The following is a 16,108-nucleotide window of genomic DNA, read 5'->3' on the forward strand; positions in this document are numbered from 1 at the left end:
ACGCCGTGAACGCCGCGACACCGCCCGAGGAGCACGGCTCCCCGGAGCAGGAAGCACCGACCGCACCGACTGCGCCGTCGTCCGAGCCCGCACCGCCCGAGCAGTCCGGTGCGAGCGAGGAGCCGGCGACCACCACCGGCGCCCTCGCCCGCCTCGGCTTCAGCCGCACCGACCGCGTCAGCCGCTTCCTCTCCGAACCGGCGCTGCGAGGTCTCGGCGATGGGGCCGCGGAGGCCCTCGGCGCGACGGCCGACGGGGACGACGCCGTCCTCGGCCTGCTGCGCCTGGCGGAGTCCGCCCGGGAGGCCGGACAGGACGCCCTGCTCGAGGAGTTCCTCGCCGGGGTGGGCACCGCCGGCACCCCGGGGCACCGGCTGATCCGCCTGCTCGGCGTCTCGGTCGCGCTCGGCGACGTGCTCGCCCGCCACCCCGAGCGCCTGGGGCTCCTGCGCGAGGGGGACGACGAGCTCGCGGTCCCCGCCGCCGCGGTGCGCGAGGCGCTGCTCGAGGCCGTCGGCGCCGATGCGTCGGCCGAGGTGCCCGTGGCGGGCTCCGGCGGCCGCGAGGAGCGCGACGCGCTGCGCGCCGCCTACCACCTTCGCCTGGCCCAGATCGCCGCGGCCGACGCCGTCGCCGCCGACCCCGCCGCCCTCCAGCCCCGCGTCTCCGTCGCGATCAGCGACCTCGCCGATGCCGCCCTCGAGGCGGCCTCCGCGATCGCCCGTGCCACCGTCGAGGGGCACGAGCACGTGCGCTGGTCCGTCATCGCGATGGGCAAGACCGGCGCGCGGGAGCTCAACTACATCTCCGACGTCGACGTCATGCACGTCGTCGCCCCCGCGCACGAGGGGTGCGAGGAGGAGGACGTGATCACGATCGGGGCCGCGCTGGCGAGGGAGCTCGCCCGCGCCTGCTCCGAGCGCACCGCCGAGGGCTCGCTGTGGCAGGTGGACGCGAACCTGCGCCCCGAGGGCAAGGACGGCCCGCTGGTGCGCACCCTGGACTCCTACCGCCGCTACTACACCGAATGGGCGAAGTCCTGGGAGTTCCAGGCGCTGCTGAAGGCCCGCGCCGCCGCCGGCGACCGTGACCTCGGCGCCGCCTACGAGGAGATGGTCGAGCCGTGGGTGTGGCAGGCCTCGACCCGCGAGGGCTTCGTCGAGGACACCCGGGCGATGCGCCGCCGCGTCGTCGCCCACATCCCTCGCGCCGAGGTGGACCGCAACATCAAGCTCGGCCCCGGCGGACTGCGGGACGTCGAGTTCACCGTCCAGCTGCTGCAGATGGTGCACGGCCGCGCCGACGAGCAGCTCCAGGGCCGCTCCACCCTCGACTCCCTCGCCCGGCTCGGCGAGGGCGGCTACATCTCCCGCACCCACGTCGCCGAGATGGACGAGGCCTACCGCTTCCTGCGCTGCGTCGAGCACCGCCTCCAGCTGCACCGCCTGCGCCGCACCCAGGTGCTGCCCACCGCCGCCTCGGACCTGCGCCGCCTCTCCCGCAGTCTGGGCCTCGGCCCCGACGAGTTCGCGAAGCGCTACCAGCGCACCCGGCGACGCGTCCGCCAGCTGCACGAGGAGATCTTCTACCGACCGCTGCTGCTGACCGCCTCGCAGCTGTCCGACGGGGAGATCGCGCTGAGCGCCGAGGACGCCCAGGCGCGCCTGGCTGCGATCGGCTATCGCGACCCCGGCCGGGCGCTCGCGCACATCTCCTCCCTCACCGAGGGGATCTCCCGCCGCGCCAGGATCCAGCGCCAGCTGCTCCCGGCGATGCTCGAATGGTTCGCCGACGGGATCGACCCGGATCTGGGACTGCTCGCCTTCCGCCGCCTCTCCGACGAGATCGGCTCCGCCCACTGGTACATGGGGCTGCTGCGCGACTCCGGTCTCGCCGCCAAGCGGCTGACGAAGGTGCTGGCCGCGAGCAGGTACGTCGGCGAGGAGCTCGAGCGGATCCCGGAGGCGGTGCGCTGGCTCGCCCGCGACGAGCAGCTGCGCCCCCTGACCCGCGACGTGCTGGGCCGGGAGTTCCTCGCCGTGATCACCCGCGTGGACACCGTCGAGGAGGCGCGGGACGTGCTGCGTCGAACCCGCAGCCGGGAGCTGCTGCGGATCGCGCTCGCCCATCTCACGGACGTCGCCTCCGCCGCGGAGGTCGCCCATGCCCTCACCGACCTCGCCGAGGCGGTGCTCGAGGCCGGGCTGCTGGTCGCCTATCACGTCGTGGCCCGCGAGCGGAAGGTGGTCGGCGAGGAGGCCGAGCCGCTGGACGGGGTCGACGAGGTCGACGAGACCACCGCGCAGGAGCTGCGCGAGCGACGCTCGGATCCCGCGCGGGCACTCGGCGTGGAGCTGGCGATCATCGCCCAGGGCAGCTTCGGCGCCCGGGAGATGGGCTACTCCTCCGATGCGGACGTGCAGTTCATCGCCGTGGACCGCGGCGCCGGCGACGACACCGTCGAGATCACGAACGCCGTCGCGACCCAGATCCAGAAGATCCTCAACGCCCCCGTCGCCCGCTCCGACATGAAGGTCAGCGCCGACCTGCGCCCCGAGGGCAAGGTCGGCCCGCTCACCCGCACCGCCGAGTCCTGGATCGACTACCTCCGCCGGGACGCCGAGACCTGGGAGAAGCAGGCGCTGCTGCGGGCCCGCGTGGTCGTCTCCTCCGAGGCCCTCGGCGAGCGGCTGACCGAGGAGATGGACCGCCACCGCTATCCCGACGGCGGTCTGGAGGAGCAGGACCGTCGGGCGATCACGCGAATGAAGGCGCGGGTGGAGTCCGAGCGCCTTCCCCGCAACGCCGACCCCGCCCGGCATCTCAAGCTCGGACGCGGCGGGATGACCGACGTCGAATGGTGCACACAGCTGCTCGCCCTCGAGCACGGCCACGCGGTCGAGGGCCTGCGCACCACCTCGACCCTCGCCCAGCTCGAGGCCGCGGTCGCCGCCGAGCTGCTCGAGGGGCGCGAGGCCGAGGAGCTGCGGGCCGCCTGGACGCTCGCCTGGCAGCTGCGGCGCGGGCTGTTCCTGTGGAAGGGGCGCGAGGGGGAGGTGCTCCCCAGCGACCGGAACGACCTGCGGGCCCTGGCCCTGCTCATCGACGGCGAGGACGCGACCGCGGCGGAGCTCGAGGACCGCTATCTCAAGGTCACCCGCCGCTCCCGCACCCTCGCCGAGCAGATCATCTTCGGCGAGGACGGCTGAGCCGACCCGCCGACGTGAGACGCGCCCGCCCCCGGCGCGTCGGCCCCTCCCCGGACAGGCCTGGGGCGGCCGAGCGCGTACCGTGGGAGGCTGTCCGCCCGCGTCGCCCCGCGCGACCTCCGCACCCCTCCGAGGACCGATGACCACCCCCTCCCTGAGCGCAGACACTCCGCGCGGCCGCATGTACCGCCTTGAGCCCGAGGGCCCGCTGATGTACCCCTCGATCACCACCGTGGCCGGGATGCGCGCCAAGGACTTCCTGCAGGGCTGGTACGCGACCATGGCCTCGAAGCGGGCGCTGGACATGTACGCCTGGCTCGAGCGGAACCCGGATCGCGCCGCGTCGGAGATCTCCCGCGTCACCCGCGACCGCTGGGGCACCCAGAAGAAGATCGCCGCGGCCGCGCCGGAGTACACCGCCGCCGCCTCGGACTTCGGCACCCTGGTCCACTCCGCCTGCGAGGACTGGGGCACCAGCGGCACACGGCCCGACGCCGACCACATCGGCGGGATCATCGAGGGGATGCGCACCGGCTCCGGCGCCTTCGCGACGGAGAAGGACCTCCGCGGCCTCGTCGCCCGCGCCGAGGTGCGACTGGACGGCTACGCCCGCTTCCTCGACGACTTCCAGCCCGAGTTCGTGGAGGTCGAGCAGACGGTCGTGAACCACTCTGTCGGCTACGCCGGCACCACCGATGCGATCGTGAGGATCGGGAACACGCTGCTCAGCGCCGACATCAAGACCTCGAAGAAGGTGCGCGGCGACTACGCGCTGCAGGGGGTGGCCGTGTGCCGTGCCGAGCTGCTGCTCGACGACGACGGCTCCACCCGCGAGATGCCGGAGCTGACCGGAGCGTTCATCATCCACCTCCCCGAGGCGGGCGGCTACCAGGCCGTGCCGCTGAGGACGGGGGAGGAGGAGTTCGAGGTGTTCCGGGCGCTGCGCGCGGCATGGTCGTTCGAGCCCGACGAGTGCGCGCTCGAGCCCGCCGCCGACCCCAAAGGCCTCGTGCTCTCGCTGCTGCGCACCAAGGGCGGGCTCGACGCCCTGGGCTGAGCACTTCACGCCCTCCGACTCCGCGCGCCGGTCCCTTCGGGGCCGGCGCGCTCGCATCTCCGGGCGAAGAATCCCTTGCCCCGCATTGAACACACGTATAGCGTGTTGAACGTCAGTTCAATGCAGGGCCTGCGCGCTCCCGCGGAGCGGGCCCGATGCCCGAGGAGAGCCGCATGGCAGAGCCCGCCCCCGCCGACGAGCGAATCCTCCGGGCCGCGATGCGACGCTTCGCCGTCGACGGCCTGGGCGCCCCGCTGCGCGCCGTCGCACAGGACGCCGGGGTCAGCGCGGGCCTGATCATCCACCACTTCGGCTCGCGCGAGAATCTCCTCGAGGCCTGCGACCGGCGCGCCCTCGAGGTCACCCGGCAGCAGAAGAGGGCGGCGGTGACCGGCGGCGTGGGCACGATCCTCGCCCAGCTCGCCGCCGTGGAGCAGTACGCGCCCGAGACGGGCTACGTGCTGCGCCGCCTCCAGGCCGGCGGCCCGCTCGCCCAGCGGCTGATCGAGGACTTCATCGCCAATGCGAGGGACTACTACGAGGAGGGGGAGCGGGCAGGGGTGCTCAGCCCCAGCCGCGACCCCGAGGCGCGCGTGCGGGTGCTCGCGCACATGGCGCTCGGCTCCCTCGTGCTGCAGATGCCGGGCCAGGGGGCGCCGATGGACCTGGAGGACCTCCCGCGGTGGATGCGCGAGTACACCGACTCGCTGACCCTGCCCCTGCTCGAGCTCTACACCACCCCGCTGCTCACCGACGCGAGCCTGCTGGACGCCTATCTCGCCGCACAGGGCGACGCGGACACCGCGGCCGACGAGAGCGCGCACACCACCGACTCCACCTCACCGACCGACGGGAGCCCGACATGACCAGCCCGGAACCGGCAGTCCACGTCCGCGACCTCACCAAGACCTTCGGCGCCACGAGGGCGCTGGACGGCTTCGACCTCACCGTGCCCCACGGCGAGGTGACCGGCTTCCTCGGCCCCAACGGCGCGGGCAAGTCCACCACGATCCGCGTGCTGCTGGGCCTGCTGAGGGCGAGCTCCGGGACGGCCCGCGTCCTCGGCAAGGACCCCTGGAGGGACGCCGTCGCGATCCACCACCGCCTCGCCTACGTCCCCGGCGACACGAACCTCTGGCCCGGCCTGACCGGCGGGGAGGCGATCGACGTGCTCACCCGCGGCGAGAGCGGGGAGCGCCACCGCCGCCGACGCGAGGAGCTGATCGAGCGCTTCGAGCTCGACCCCACCAAGCGCGCCCGCACCTACTCCAAGGGCAACCGCCAGAAGGTCGCGCTCGTCGCCGCGCTCTCCCGCGACGTGGACCTCTACATCATGGACGAGCCGACCTCCGGCCTCGATCCGCTGATGGAGGCGATCTTCACCGACGAGGTCGCCCGCCTGCGCGCCGACGGTCGCACGGTGCTGCTCTCCAGCCACATCCTCGCCGAGGTCGAGAAGCTCTGCGACACCGTCACCATCATCCGCGCCGGGAAGGCGGTGGAGTCCGGCACCCTCGCCGAGCTGCGCCACCTCACCCGCTCCACCGTCGCCGCGACGACCGACGCCGATCCTGCGCCGCTCACCCGGCTCGACGGGGTCCACGACCTCGTCGCCGAGAACGGGCGGCTCCGCTTCGACGTGGACGACCGGGCGCTGCACGACGTGCTCCCCGTGCTCACGGCCCTCGGCGTCACCGGGCTCACGATCACCCCGCCCTCCCTCGAGGACCTCTTCCTGCGCCACTACGGCGACGAGCTCGAGCCTGTGACCGAGGACGCGTCATGACCGCCGCGACCGCCACCCCCACCCATCGCGGGCAGCGCCGCGCGGTCGGCCCGCTCACCGGGCTGCGCTCCCTGCTCCGCCTCCACCTCCGCCTCGCCCGGCGAGGCATCCTGATCTGGACCCTGGCCGTGCTCGTGCTCGTGCCCGCCTCGATCTACGCGATGGAGGACGTCTACCCCGATCAGGCCGCGCTCGACGCCCGCGCGACGCTGCTGGACAACCCCTCGGCCGTGATGATGACCGGCCCGTTCTTCGCCGCCGACCACTACACCTTCTGGGCCATGGTCGCCAACGAGCTGCTGCTCTACCTGCTCGTCCCGGCCGCGATCATGTCGATCCTGCTCACCGCCCGCCTCACCCGCGGCGAGGAGGAGTCCGGACGGCTCGAGCTGCTGCGCTCCCTGCCCACCGGCCGCCTCGCCCCGTCGGTCTCCGCCCTGCTGGTGGTGGCGCTGGCGAACCTCGCCCTCGGCGCCGCGGTGGCCTCTGGGATGCTGATCGGCGGGGGAGGGACGGCGGACTCGCTGGCGCTCGGGCTCGCGACCGCCCTGACAGGACTGGTCTTCGGCGCGGTCACCGCGGTCACCGCCCAGCTCACCGAGCACGCCGGCACCGCCTCCGGCACGGCGCTGGGGATCCTGGCGCTCTCCTTCATGGTGCGCGGCATCGGCGACGTGATCGAACGCGACGGCTCGTGGCTGTCCTGGTTCTCGCCGCTCGCCTGGGCGCAGCAGATGCGCGCTTTCGTGGACCTGCGCTGGTGGCCCCTGCTCGCCTCCCTCGCCGCCGTCGCCGTGCTGCTGGTGATCGCCGGCCGGCTCTCGCACCGCCGCGACCTGGGGGCCGGTCTCCGCCCTGCCGCCGCCGGACGCGCCGCCGCTTCGGCCGCGCTGCTCGCCCCGGGCGGCCTCACCCGGCGGCTGGTCGGCGGGACCCATCTGGCCTGGGGCATCGGACTGTTCCTCTTCGCGCTCGCCTTCGGCTCCCTCGCCAGCTCGCTCACCGACTTCGCGGAGAACCTCCCGGACCTGGCCGGCATGGCCCCGATCCGGCTCGACGACCTCACCGGCTCGTTCTCCGCCTTCGTGCTGATGATGCTCGCGATCGGCCCGGTCGCCCTCGCCGTCTCCGGGATGCTCCGGATGCGCACCGAGGAGACCGCGGGACGCCTCGCCGGCGTGCTCGTCGCCGGCACCTCCCGGGCGCGCCTGGCCGGACAGTGGTTCCTGGTCGTGCTCCTGGGCACCGCCGCGATGCAGGTGCTGCTCGGCCTCGGCGTCGGGATCGGCGTATGGAGCGCGACCGAGGACACGGCCTGGATCGGCGAGATAACCCTCGCGGCGCTCACCTATCTCCCCGCCGTCGCGCTGTATGCGGCGATCGCGCTCGCCCTCTACGGGCTCGGGTCCCGCCTCGCCCCTCTCGCCTGGCTGCTCGTGGTGTACACCGCGCTGGTGACCTTCCTCGGTCAGATGCTGGGCCTGCCCGACTGGGCCATGGACCTCTCGCCCCTGCGGCACATCGCGCTCGTGCCCTCCGAGGCTCTCGAGGCGATGCCGCTCGTCGTGATGGGCGTCACCGCCGCGGTGCTGGCCCTGCTCGGGCTCGCTCTGCTGCGCCGCCGGGACCTCGCCGCCGGCTGAGGGCCGGTGGTCGTCGGGGTGGCGGCGCCTGCTCCGGGCGAGGAGACTCGGGGGCGAGCCCCGCGACGGCGCGGAGGCCGACGAGAGGAGCCGACCATGGCGAAGTACCTGATCTCCTTCCCCAGCAGCGCGATGAACCTGTCCGACGAGGAGCTCGCCGCCGCGTCCGAGGACTCCCATGCCGTGGTCCGCGAGGCGAAGGCCGCCGGGGTGTGGGTCTTCGGCGGCGGGGTCGACGAGTCCGTGCCCCCGGTGATGGTCACCGGCAGCGGCAGTGTGCTGGAGACCACCTACGAGCAGACCCGCCGCATCGAGGGCGGGTACTCCGTGCTCGACGTCGCCACCCGTGAGGAGGCCCTGGAATGGGAACGCCGGATCGCCGTCGCGTGCCGCTGCGCCCGGGAGGTGCGGGTCTTCGGGGACGACCCGGAGAGCTGAACCCGGGGGAGCGGGTCCGGCCGCCGAAAACCGTCATGAGCAGGAGTGCAGGTAGACGACAAGTGACCGCCCGGGCTTTGACGGCACTGTGAGGCACGGCATGCTCTGCCGTCGCCCGCACGCCGTGACGATCGCGGCTCCGCATGCCCGGCACGGACCGCCCCGTCCGAGGCGGCCCGGACGATGCCGTCTCGCCTGGAGGAAGTCATGCGCCTGTCCTCTGCGGCCGCCGGAGCCTGCTGTCTGGCTCTCGCCGTCGCCCTCACCGCAGCACCCGCCTCCGCCGGCGGCCCCCACCGTCATCACCCGCGGGGCCCCGACGTCGTCGCCGACGGATTCGTCGGCCCGCTCTCCCTCGCCGTCGGCCACAGCGGCACGATCACCGTCACCCAGGCGTTCGCCGGGGCCGTGACCCAGGTCGACCGACGGGGCGAGCAGAGCCTCCGCTACCAGGTCCCCGATCCTGCCGGCGGAAGGATCTCCGGCGCCGCCGACGGCCGTCACGGCGCCACCTACCACCTCGAGACCACCGTCGGGGCGACCGGCCCCGAGAGCCACGTGATCCGCGTGGACCGCGACGGCCACCGCACCGTCGTCAGCGACGACCTCTGGGCGAATGAGAAGGCGGACAACCCCGACGGCGACCAGACCTACGGCTTCACGGGTCTGGACGACCAGTGCGCCGCCGCGGTCACCGCCGTCGAGCAGTCGGCCCCGCCCGTCCCCGAGGGCGGCCCGATCCTGCTGAACGAGTACCCCGGCATCATCGAGTCCAACGCCTATCAGCTCACCGTCGACCGCGGCACCGCCTATGTCGCCGATGCGGCGGCGAACGCGATCCTCGCCGTCGACCTGCGCACCGGCGAGATCTCCACGCTCGCCGTTATCCCCGGGAGCGCCGTGACCTTCACCGAGGAGCACAGGGCGTTCGCCGATGGCATGCTCGGGGGTGCCACACTGCCGGACTGCGTGGTAGGCGCGTCGTACACGCCCGAGCCCGTCCCGACCGATGTCGAGATCGGGAAGGACGGCAGGCTCTACGTCTCCACGCTGCAGGGCGCTCTCGGCGAGGCCTTCCCGCTCAGCACGGTCTATCGGGTCAGCCCCCGCTCCGGACACACCCGGGCGATCGCCGACCGCGGCATGCAGGGGACGACGGGCCTCGCCGTCGCCCCGAACGGCGACATCCTCGTCGCCGAGATGTTCGGCGACGAGATCTCCACGATCTCGCCCGGCCGTTCGAGGGCCCGCACCCTCTTCGAGGCCGCCTCGCCGGCCGACGTGGAGCTCGAGCGCGGCACCGTCTACGCCACCACCGGCGTGTTCGGCGAGGGCGGAGCCCCCGGAGACGGCGCCGTCGTCTCGTACCAGTACCGCTCCGGCCGCTGAGACCGCGCGGAGCACCGACGCGGAGACCCCCGTCCAGCCGGTCGGCGGGACGGGGGTCTCTGCTGTGTGAGCGCTGTCGGCTCAGATGTCGTAGTACAGCTCGAACTCGTGGGGGTGCGGGCGGAAGCGGAACGGATCGATCTCCGTGGTGCGCTTGAGCTCGATCCAGGTCGAGATGAGGTCCTCGGGGAACACGCCGCCCTCGGTGAGGTAGTCGTGATCGGCCTCGAGCGCATCCAGCGCCGCGCCGAGGGACTCGGGCAGCTGCTGGATCTGGGCGTGCTCCTCCGGCGGGAGCTCGTAGAGGTCCTTGTCGATCGGCTCCGGCGGCTCGATCCGGTTGCGGATGCCGTCGATGCCCGCCATGAGCTGCGCGGCGAAGGCGAGGTACGGGTTCGCCGAGGGATCCGGGGCGCGGAACTCGACGCGCTTGGCCTTCGGGGAGGAGCCCGTGACCGGGATGCGGATCGCGGCCGAGCGGTTGCGGGCCGAGTAGACCATGTTCACCGGCGCCTCGAAGCCCGGCACCAGGCGCTTGAAGGAGTTCACCGTGGGGTTGGTGAACGCGGTCAGCGAGGGGGAGTGCTCGATGATGCCGCCGATGTACCAGCGGGCGATGTCAGAGAGGCCGCCGTAGCCGCGCTCGTCGAAGAACAGCGGCTCGCCGTCCTTCCACAGCGACTGGTGGGTGTGCATGCCCGAGCCGTTGTCGCCGAACAGGGGCTTGGGCATGAAGGTCGCGGTCTTGCCCGCGTCCCACACGGTGTTCTTCACGACGTACTTGAACTTCATGACGTCGTCGGCCGCCTGCAGCAGCGTGTTGAAGCGGTAGTTGATCTCCTGCTGGCCTGCGGTGCCGACCTCGTGGTGGGCACGCTCGACCTGCAGGCCGGTGTCCTCGAGCACGGAGACGATCTCGTCGCGGAGATCCGCCATCTGGTCGTTCGGCGGGACGGGGAAGTAGCCGCCCTTGAGGCGGGTCTTGTAGCCCTGGTTGCCGCCGAACTCGGTCTCGTCGCGGTCGGTGTTCCACACCGCCTCGTCGGAGTCGATCGAGTAGAAGCCGGAGTTGACCGACGTCTTGAAGCGGACGTCGTCGAAGATGTAGAACTCGGCCTCGGCCGCGAAGAACGCGGTGTCGGCGATGCCGGTGGACTTCAGGTACTCCTCGGCGCGGGCCGCGACGGTGCGGGGATCGCGGGAGTAGGGCTCGTCCGTGAACGGATCCACGATCGAGAAGTTGACGATCAGGGTCTTCCGCTCCCGGAACGGATCCAGGTACGCCGTCTCCAGGTCCGGCACGAGCTTCATGTCCGACTCATGGATGGCCTGGAACCCGCGGATCGAGGAGCCGTCGAAGAGCTGCCCCGTCGCGATGGCCTCCTCGTCGAAGGTGCTCGCCGGAATGTTGAAGTGCTGCATGACGCCGGGAAGGTCGCAGAAGCGGATGTCGATGAACTCGACGCCCTCCTCCTCGATGTACTTCGCGACCTCGCTGGGATTGTTGAACACATCTCCTCCATCCGCGCCGTGCGGCGCGTTAAGTGCTGTCTCACCCCGAGGGGCCGAACCGCTCGAGTGCCGAGGGACCGCGTCGGGCCCGGACTCGGGTGAGACCAAGCTTAGGGGCAGTGGTGCCCCGCGCCCGGGGAGCCCGGCGACTCCCAGCACGGCCGCGTAGGCTCCGCCCGTGATCGATCGCAAGGACCTCGGTTCCTGGATGGACGGCCCGCCAGGGGAGGCCGGCTACGTCAAGGGCTCCGCTCTCGGACTGCCGGCCACGGGCCGCGGCGCCGTCGCGCCGTTCTGGCGCCGACCCCTCTCGCTGATCGTCGACTGGGGACTGTGCGTGGGCATCTCGGCCCTGCTGCTCGGCGGCGACCCGCTGGCGAACCTGGTCCTCTTCGCGGCGGTGAACGTGCTGTTCCTGACGCTTTTCGGCGTGACCCCGGGCCAGTTCCTGCTGCGGGTGCGGGTCGTCCCCGTCAGCGGCCGCAGCCCGATGCTGCTGCGCGCGGTGGTGCGCACCGCGCTGATGCTGCTGGTGCTCCCGGCAGTGGTCTGGAACCGCGACACCCAGCCCCTGCACGACGTCGTCGCGGGCACCGCGGTCGTCACCCTCTGACGGAGTCCGTCGCCTCGCTTGCGCCGCGGGAGTGAGCGCTCCTGCGTCTCCGGACGTGCCCTGTCGCCTCGCAGGACGACCCCCACTTCATCCCGCTGACCTGCATCGACGCCGAATGTCACGAAAAGGTCACGCAGATAACGAGAAGGTCACGGCCACTTTCCGGCCCCACGGTCAGCCTTGTCACAGCACGACGCCCCCTCCCGCCGGAGCGGGAGGGGGCGTCGCCGAGAGGGCGGGTGCCGGGTCAGCGGCCGCGCATCGCCTTGCGGTTCGGACGGGCGCGCATCGGGTCCACGCCCTTGGGGACCTGCTGGCGCAGCGAGCGGTGCAGCGCGTTCAGGCGCTTGGTCACCTGTGCGGACTCCTGCTTGGTCAGCTGCTTCTTCATGCGCTGCATGTAGGTGGGGAGCTTGTGCAGCGGCACCTCGCCCTCGCCGTCGCCGACGACGATCTGATGGACCGGCACGTTGTCGTGCTGCAGCACGCGCCGGATGCTGCGCCGCTCCTTCTCCAGCAGCTTCATCGAGATGCCCGTGGAGTCCTCGGCCACGACCGCGATGCCCGCCCGCCCCGAGGCACGGAAGAGCATCTTCTGGCTGCGGGGATCGATCTGCACCGGCTCATCCTCGACGTTCCAGCCGCGGCGGATCGACTGCATCGCGGCGAGCGCCGCGCCGGTCTGGCCCTTGATGCGGTCGAAGGCCGCTCGCTCCGCTTTGCGCGCCAGGATGATCATCGCGACCAGCACGCCGACGGCGAGGCCCATGAAGATGCCGTACCAGGGGCTGTCGAAGATCAGCACGGTCAGCAGCACGCCGACGGCGATCGCGCCCACGACCGCGAGGATCATCAGCGGCAGGGTCGACCGGTCGACCTCCTGCGTGTACTTGAAGACCTCGAGCATCTGCTTGAGGCGACCGGGCTTCTTCGTGCCGTCGGCGTTGCGCTTGCCGCGCTTCTTCGTGTCGTCCTTGGTGGACGTGGTCTCGGACGTGCGAGCCATGGGGGATGTGTCCTCTCGGGGCCGGCGGAGCGTCAGCTCGCGGCGGCCTGCTGGGTGCGGGCGACGACGCTCGCAGCTTCCTGACGGGCGGGCTGATCGGAGTCGAGGTGGCGGAGGTTCTCCGGGATCTCGCGGCCGAGCTCGCGCATCGCCTGCGCCCAGAGCTTCCCGGCACGGTACGAGGAGCGGACCATCGGACCGGCCATCACCGCGAGGAAGCCCATCTCCTTCGCGGCCTCGGACAGCTCGACGAACTGCTGGGGCTTCACCCAGCGGTCGATCGGGTGGTGCAGCTTCGAGGGCCGCATGTACTGGGTGATGGTGAGGATGTCGCAGCCGGCGTCGACCAGGGCCTGCATCGACTCCAGGATCTCCTCGTCCGTCTCGCCCATCCCGAGGATGAGGTTGGACTTGGTGATCATCCCGGCGTCCTTGCCCATCGAGATGACGTCCAGCGACCGGTCGTAGCGGAAGGCGGGACGGATCTGCTTGAAGATCCGCGGCACCGTCTCCAGGTTGTGCGCGAACACCTCCGGCTTCGCCTCGAACACCTGCTGGAGGTGCTCGCCGCGGCCCTTGATGTCGTCGATCAGCAGCTCGACGCCCGTGCCGGGGTTCATCGCGTGGATCTGCTGGCAGGTGCGGGCGAACAGCCCCGCCGCGCCGTCCTCGAGATCGTCGCGGGCCACGCCCGTGACCGTCGAGTAGCGCAGGCCCATCTCCTTGACCGACTGCGCGACCTTGAACGGCTCCATCGGGTCCACCGCCATCGGCCTGCCGGTGGCGATGTTGCAGAAGTCGCAGCGCCGGGTGCAGGTGTCCCCGCCGATCAGGAAGGTCGCCTCCCGATCCTCCCAGCACTCGAAGATGTTCGGGCAGCCGGCCTCCTCGCAGACCGTGTGCAGGCCCTGGCCGTGCACGCGCTGCTTCATGGCCGTGTACTCGGGGCCCATGACGGCCCTGGTCTTGATCCACTCGGGCTTGCGCTCGATGGGGACCTCGGCGTTGCGCGCTTCGATGCGCAGCATGCGACGGCCCTCGGCAGCGATCGTCACCGTGATGCCTCCTCGTCTCGACGTCCCTGAAGTCTATCGATCCCGCCTGCGCGCGCGGTGCTCACAGTGCCCGTGCGGAGGTGCGGTGCGCCACGAGGTCGATCATCGCCTCGGCGACCGGGTCGAGCAGCTCGGCGACCGGCACCCTGCGGCCCAGCTCCCGGCTGAGACTGGTCACCCCGGCGTCGTCGATCCCGCACGGGATCACGTTCTGGGCCCAGGAGAGGTCGTTGGCGCAGTTCAGGGCGAAGCCGTGCATCGTGGCGCGCTTCGAGACGCGCATCCCGATCGCGCACACCTTGCGCTCCTCCTCGCCCTCGGGAGCCACCCACACCCCGCTGCGCCCCTCGATCGGGACGGTCTCGAGGCCGAGCCCGGCGCAGACGCCGATGATCGCCTGCTCGAGGGCGCGCACGAATCCGACCACGTCGATCGGGATCGGGAGCTTCACGATCGGGTAGCCGACGAGCTGCTGCGGCCCGTGCCAGGTGATCTTCCCGCCCCGGTCGATGTCCACCACCTCGGCGCCGTCGCGGGGGCGCTCGTGGTCCTGGGTGAGCTTGCCCGCGGTGTAGACCGGCTGGTGCTCCAGCAGGAGCAGCGTGTCCGGCCGCTCGCCCGCGACAACCTCGGCGTGGATCCGGCGCTGCAGGTCCCAGGCGGCGCGGTAGTCCACCGGCCCCGGGGGCAGGTCGAACTGTGCGTGCCGGTCCTCGTGGAGGAGCGGCTCGCTGAGGCCGAGACGGATCACGTCGAGCATCGCTCCAGGCTACTCCTGCCGCGACCTGCGCGTTGTGGATGACCAGCAGGGGTGCGCGTCGCGGTGGGGTTCACTGTGGCCATGGACGAGGGGGAGCACGCAAGGAGCGGAGGGCGCCACAGGTTCGTCCTGGGGCCGACGGCCGACGGTCCGGGCCGCGACGGTCCGGGCCGGGAGGGCCCGGGACCCGCCGGCGCCGGCCTGGACGGTGCCGCCGGGGACCGGACCGGGCGTGAGGAGGAGAGCCTCGGTGCGCTGGGGCGGGAGGACGCGCTGCGGGTGCGGTGGCGGGGGCCGGAAGGGCGGGAGTCCGTCACCGCGGAGATGCAGCTGCTCGCCGCGCTCGAGGTGGCCGGGATCAGCGCAGCGCCGGACGTGATCGGCATGGAGGAGTACGGGTACATCCGCGAGACCGCCCCGCCGCTCGCGCGACGCCGCGGACGACGCGCCGCCGACGGCGGTGCCCCCGCGACGGGGGAGCGGGTGGCGCAGGCCCGGGCTCGGGAGGACCTGGAGGCCCTCGTCGCGGCGCTCCACGAGCGCGGCTGGGTGCTCGGGGCACCGCGGGGCCGCGGGCTCGGGGTCCGGGCCGACGGAAGCGTGCTGGTGCTCGACCTCAGCGGCCTGCGACGCGAGCAGTCCCTCGCCGTGCGCAGCGCGGATCTGCACTGGATCGACTCCGTGCTCGAGGACGAGGAGCGGACGCTGCGCCGACGGGTCCACGCCCTCCCGGGCGGGGATGCGCCCTCGCTCGACCTGCCCGGACTCCTCGACGCCCCCGCGGGGGCGGGTCCGGCGGATCCGCCGGGGTTGCCGGGAGACCAGGGGGAGCCGGAGCGGCCGGACGCGGGACAGGAGGAGGCGGCAGAGGAGGAGGTCGACGCGGCCGACGCAGGACCTGTGGCGCCGCTTCCGGCGCCCCGGCTGCGCAGAGCGCGGACGGAGGCGCGGGCCGCGGGCGGAGCGGACGCCGGGTCATCTCGTCGGCGCAGGTCCGGCGGCGCGCTCTCCGCGGTGCTGGGGCAGCGGCGACACCGGCGCACCGCCCTGCTCAGCGGGGCCGTGGTGCTCGCCCTCGGCCTCGGCGCGGCGGCGGCGATCACGCTGACCACGGACCGTCCGGCGCCGGCGCGACAGGCCCCCGCGGTCGTCGCCGGCGGAGCTCCTGCGGGCGCCGGCAGCTCTCAGGAGGGGCCGGTGCCCGCGATCGAGGACCCGTGGGCGCTGGCGGCGGAGCTCGCGGGCTCCCGCCACTCCTATCTCACCGGCGCCTCCGACGTGCCCGTCGCCGCCGAGGGCGGTGCCGCGCAGGAGGAGGACGAGCGCATCCGCGAGGCCTACGAGGGCTACGAGGTGCAGGGCAGCGGCCCCGTCGTGCACGAGGCCGATCTGATCGAGGGACCCGACGAGGACGGCAGGGCCGTGCTGCGCGTGCTCGTCTCGACCGAGGCCGGCCAGGTGCGCGAGGGCTCCGGCCTCGTGCAGGAGACTCCGAACAGCGGTGCGGCGCAGGTCGATCTCGTGCTGGTCTGGGACGGGGCCCGCTGGAGGATCCTCGAGACGCGCACCGCGTGAGACGCCCGAGGAGGGCCGGGACGAGGCAGGGCCCCGACACCGTGACGGTGCCGGGGCCCTGCCGA

13 protein-coding genes are annotated in these 16,108 nt (G+C 72.5%); 9 read left to right on the forward strand and 4 right to left on the reverse strand.

Annotated features, from left to right (window positions below):
- Positions 1–5: 5 nt before the first annotated feature.
- The 7 genes from Y09_RS00460 to Y09_RS00490 all read left to right on the forward strand — a co-directional run bounded on the left by Y09_RS00460 (position 6) and on the right by Y09_RS00490 (position 9,522).
- Complete coding sequence (locus Y09_RS00460; protein ID WP_053915710.1) at positions 6–3,209, forward strand: bifunctional [glutamine synthetase] adenylyltransferase/[glutamine synthetase]-adenylyl-L-tyrosine phosphorylase; 3,204 nt, start codon at positions 6–8, stop codon at positions 3,207–3,209.
- Between the two features lie 139 nt (positions 3,210–3,348).
- A complete protein-coding gene (locus Y09_RS00465) occupies positions 3,349–4,266 on the forward strand; it encodes a hypothetical protein (RefSeq protein ID WP_053915711.1) in 918 nt (305 codons plus the stop codon).
- Positions 4,267–4,439: 173 nt separating this feature from the next.
- Positions 4,440–5,132 (forward strand): TetR/AcrR family transcriptional regulator, encoded by a 693-nt coding sequence (locus Y09_RS00470; protein ID WP_234695585.1) that lies wholly within the window; start codon positions 4,440–4,442, stop codon positions 5,130–5,132.
- Entirely contained in the window at positions 5,129–6,052 is a 924-nt protein-coding gene (locus Y09_RS00475; RefSeq protein WP_053915713.1) for an ABC transporter ATP-binding protein, read from the forward strand. The genes Y09_RS00470 and Y09_RS00475 overlap by 4 nt, the downstream gene beginning before the upstream one ends.
- Positions 6,049–7,695 (forward strand): ABC transporter permease, encoded by a 1,647-nt coding sequence (locus tag Y09_RS00480; RefSeq protein WP_053915714.1) that lies wholly within the window; start codon positions 6,049–6,051, stop codon positions 7,693–7,695. The genes Y09_RS00475 and Y09_RS00480 overlap by 4 nt, the downstream gene beginning before the upstream one ends.
- Before the next feature lie 96 nt (positions 7,696–7,791).
- Positions 7,792–8,133: a YciI family protein gene (locus tag Y09_RS00485; protein ID WP_053915715.1), complete on the forward strand. Its 342-nt coding sequence runs from the start codon at positions 7,792–7,794 to the stop codon at positions 8,131–8,133.
- A gap of 207 nt (positions 8,134–8,340) precedes the next feature.
- Complete coding sequence (locus tag Y09_RS00490) at positions 8,341–9,522, forward strand: ScyD/ScyE family protein (protein ID WP_053915716.1); 1,182 nt, start codon at positions 8,341–8,343, stop codon at positions 9,520–9,522.
- An 81-nt stretch (positions 9,523–9,603) separates the two neighbouring features.
- On the opposite strand, the gene glnA is transcribed toward Y09_RS00490, so the two are convergent.
- Positions 9,604–11,034, reverse strand: coding sequence for a type I glutamate--ammonia ligase (gene glnA / locus Y09_RS00495; RefSeq protein WP_053915717.1), 1,431 nt, complete (start codon positions 11,032–11,034; stop codon positions 9,604–9,606).
- 178 nt (positions 11,035–11,212) lie between these two features.
- On the opposite strand from glnA, the gene Y09_RS00500 reads away from it, so the two are divergent.
- On the forward strand, positions 11,213–11,647 hold the full coding sequence (locus tag Y09_RS00500) for an RDD family protein (RefSeq protein ID WP_053915718.1): 435 nt from the start codon (positions 11,213–11,215) through the stop codon (positions 11,645–11,647).
- A gap of 247 nt (positions 11,648–11,894) precedes the next feature.
- Here Y09_RS00500 and Y09_RS00505 read toward each other — a convergent pair whose 3' ends face one another.
- The 3 genes from Y09_RS00505 to lipB form a co-directional block, all read right to left on the reverse strand.
- Complete coding sequence (locus tag Y09_RS00505) at positions 11,895–12,653, reverse strand: DUF4191 domain-containing protein (protein ID WP_053915719.1); 759 nt, start codon at positions 12,651–12,653, stop codon at positions 11,895–11,897.
- A gap of 32 nt (positions 12,654–12,685) precedes the next feature.
- On the reverse strand, positions 12,686–13,708 hold the full coding sequence (lipA, locus tag Y09_RS00510) for a lipoyl synthase (RefSeq protein ID WP_053915720.1): 1,023 nt from the start codon (positions 13,706–13,708) through the stop codon (positions 12,686–12,688).
- A 61-nt stretch (positions 13,709–13,769) separates the two neighbouring features.
- Positions 13,770–14,468, reverse strand: coding sequence for a lipoyl(octanoyl) transferase LipB (lipB, locus tag Y09_RS00515; RefSeq protein WP_010551623.1), 699 nt, complete (start codon positions 14,466–14,468; stop codon positions 13,770–13,772).
- An 81-nt stretch (positions 14,469–14,549) separates the two neighbouring features.
- Between lipB and Y09_RS00520 the strand changes: the two genes are divergently transcribed.
- A complete protein-coding gene (locus Y09_RS00520; protein ID WP_148639466.1) occupies positions 14,550–16,043 on the forward strand; it encodes a hypothetical protein in 1,494 nt (497 codons plus the stop codon).
- Positions 16,044–16,108 lie beyond the last annotated feature (65 nt).

The sequence above is a fragment of the Brachybacterium sp. SW0106-09 genome (genome assembly GCF_001293905.1).
Taxonomy (GTDB): domain Bacteria; phylum Actinomycetota; class Actinomycetes; order Actinomycetales; family Dermabacteraceae; genus Brachybacterium; species Brachybacterium conglomeratum.

Coding starts and splice junctions, on each gene's coding strand:
- Y09_RS00475 (WP_053915713.1), top strand. CDS start 5,129: ATGACCAGCCCGGAACCGGCAGTCCACGTCCGCGACCTCACCAAGACC.
- Y09_RS00485 (WP_053915715.1), top strand. CDS start 7,792: ATGGCGAAGTACCTGATCTCCTTCCCCAGCAGCGCGATGAACCTGTCC.
- Y09_RS00465 (WP_053915711.1), top strand. CDS start 3,349: ATGACCACCCCCTCCCTGAGCGCAGACACTCCGCGCGGCCGCATGTAC.
- Y09_RS00490 (WP_053915716.1), top strand. CDS start 8,341: ATGCGCCTGTCCTCTGCGGCCGCCGGAGCCTGCTGTCTGGCTCTCGCC.
- Y09_RS00505 (WP_053915719.1), bottom strand. CDS start 12,653: ATGGCTCGCACGTCCGAGACCACGTCCACCAAGGACGACACGAAGAAG.
- lipB (WP_010551623.1), bottom strand. CDS start 14,468: ATGCTCGACGTGATCCGTCTCGGCCTCAGCGAGCCGCTCCTCCACGAG.
- Y09_RS00520 (WP_148639466.1), top strand. CDS start 14,550: ATGGACGAGGGGGAGCACGCAAGGAGCGGAGGGCGCCACAGGTTCGTC.
- Y09_RS00470 (WP_234695585.1), top strand. CDS start 4,440: ATGGCAGAGCCCGCCCCCGCCGACGAGCGAATCCTCCGGGCCGCGATG.
- Y09_RS00480 (WP_053915714.1), top strand. CDS start 6,049: ATGACCGCCGCGACCGCCACCCCCACCCATCGCGGGCAGCGCCGCGCG.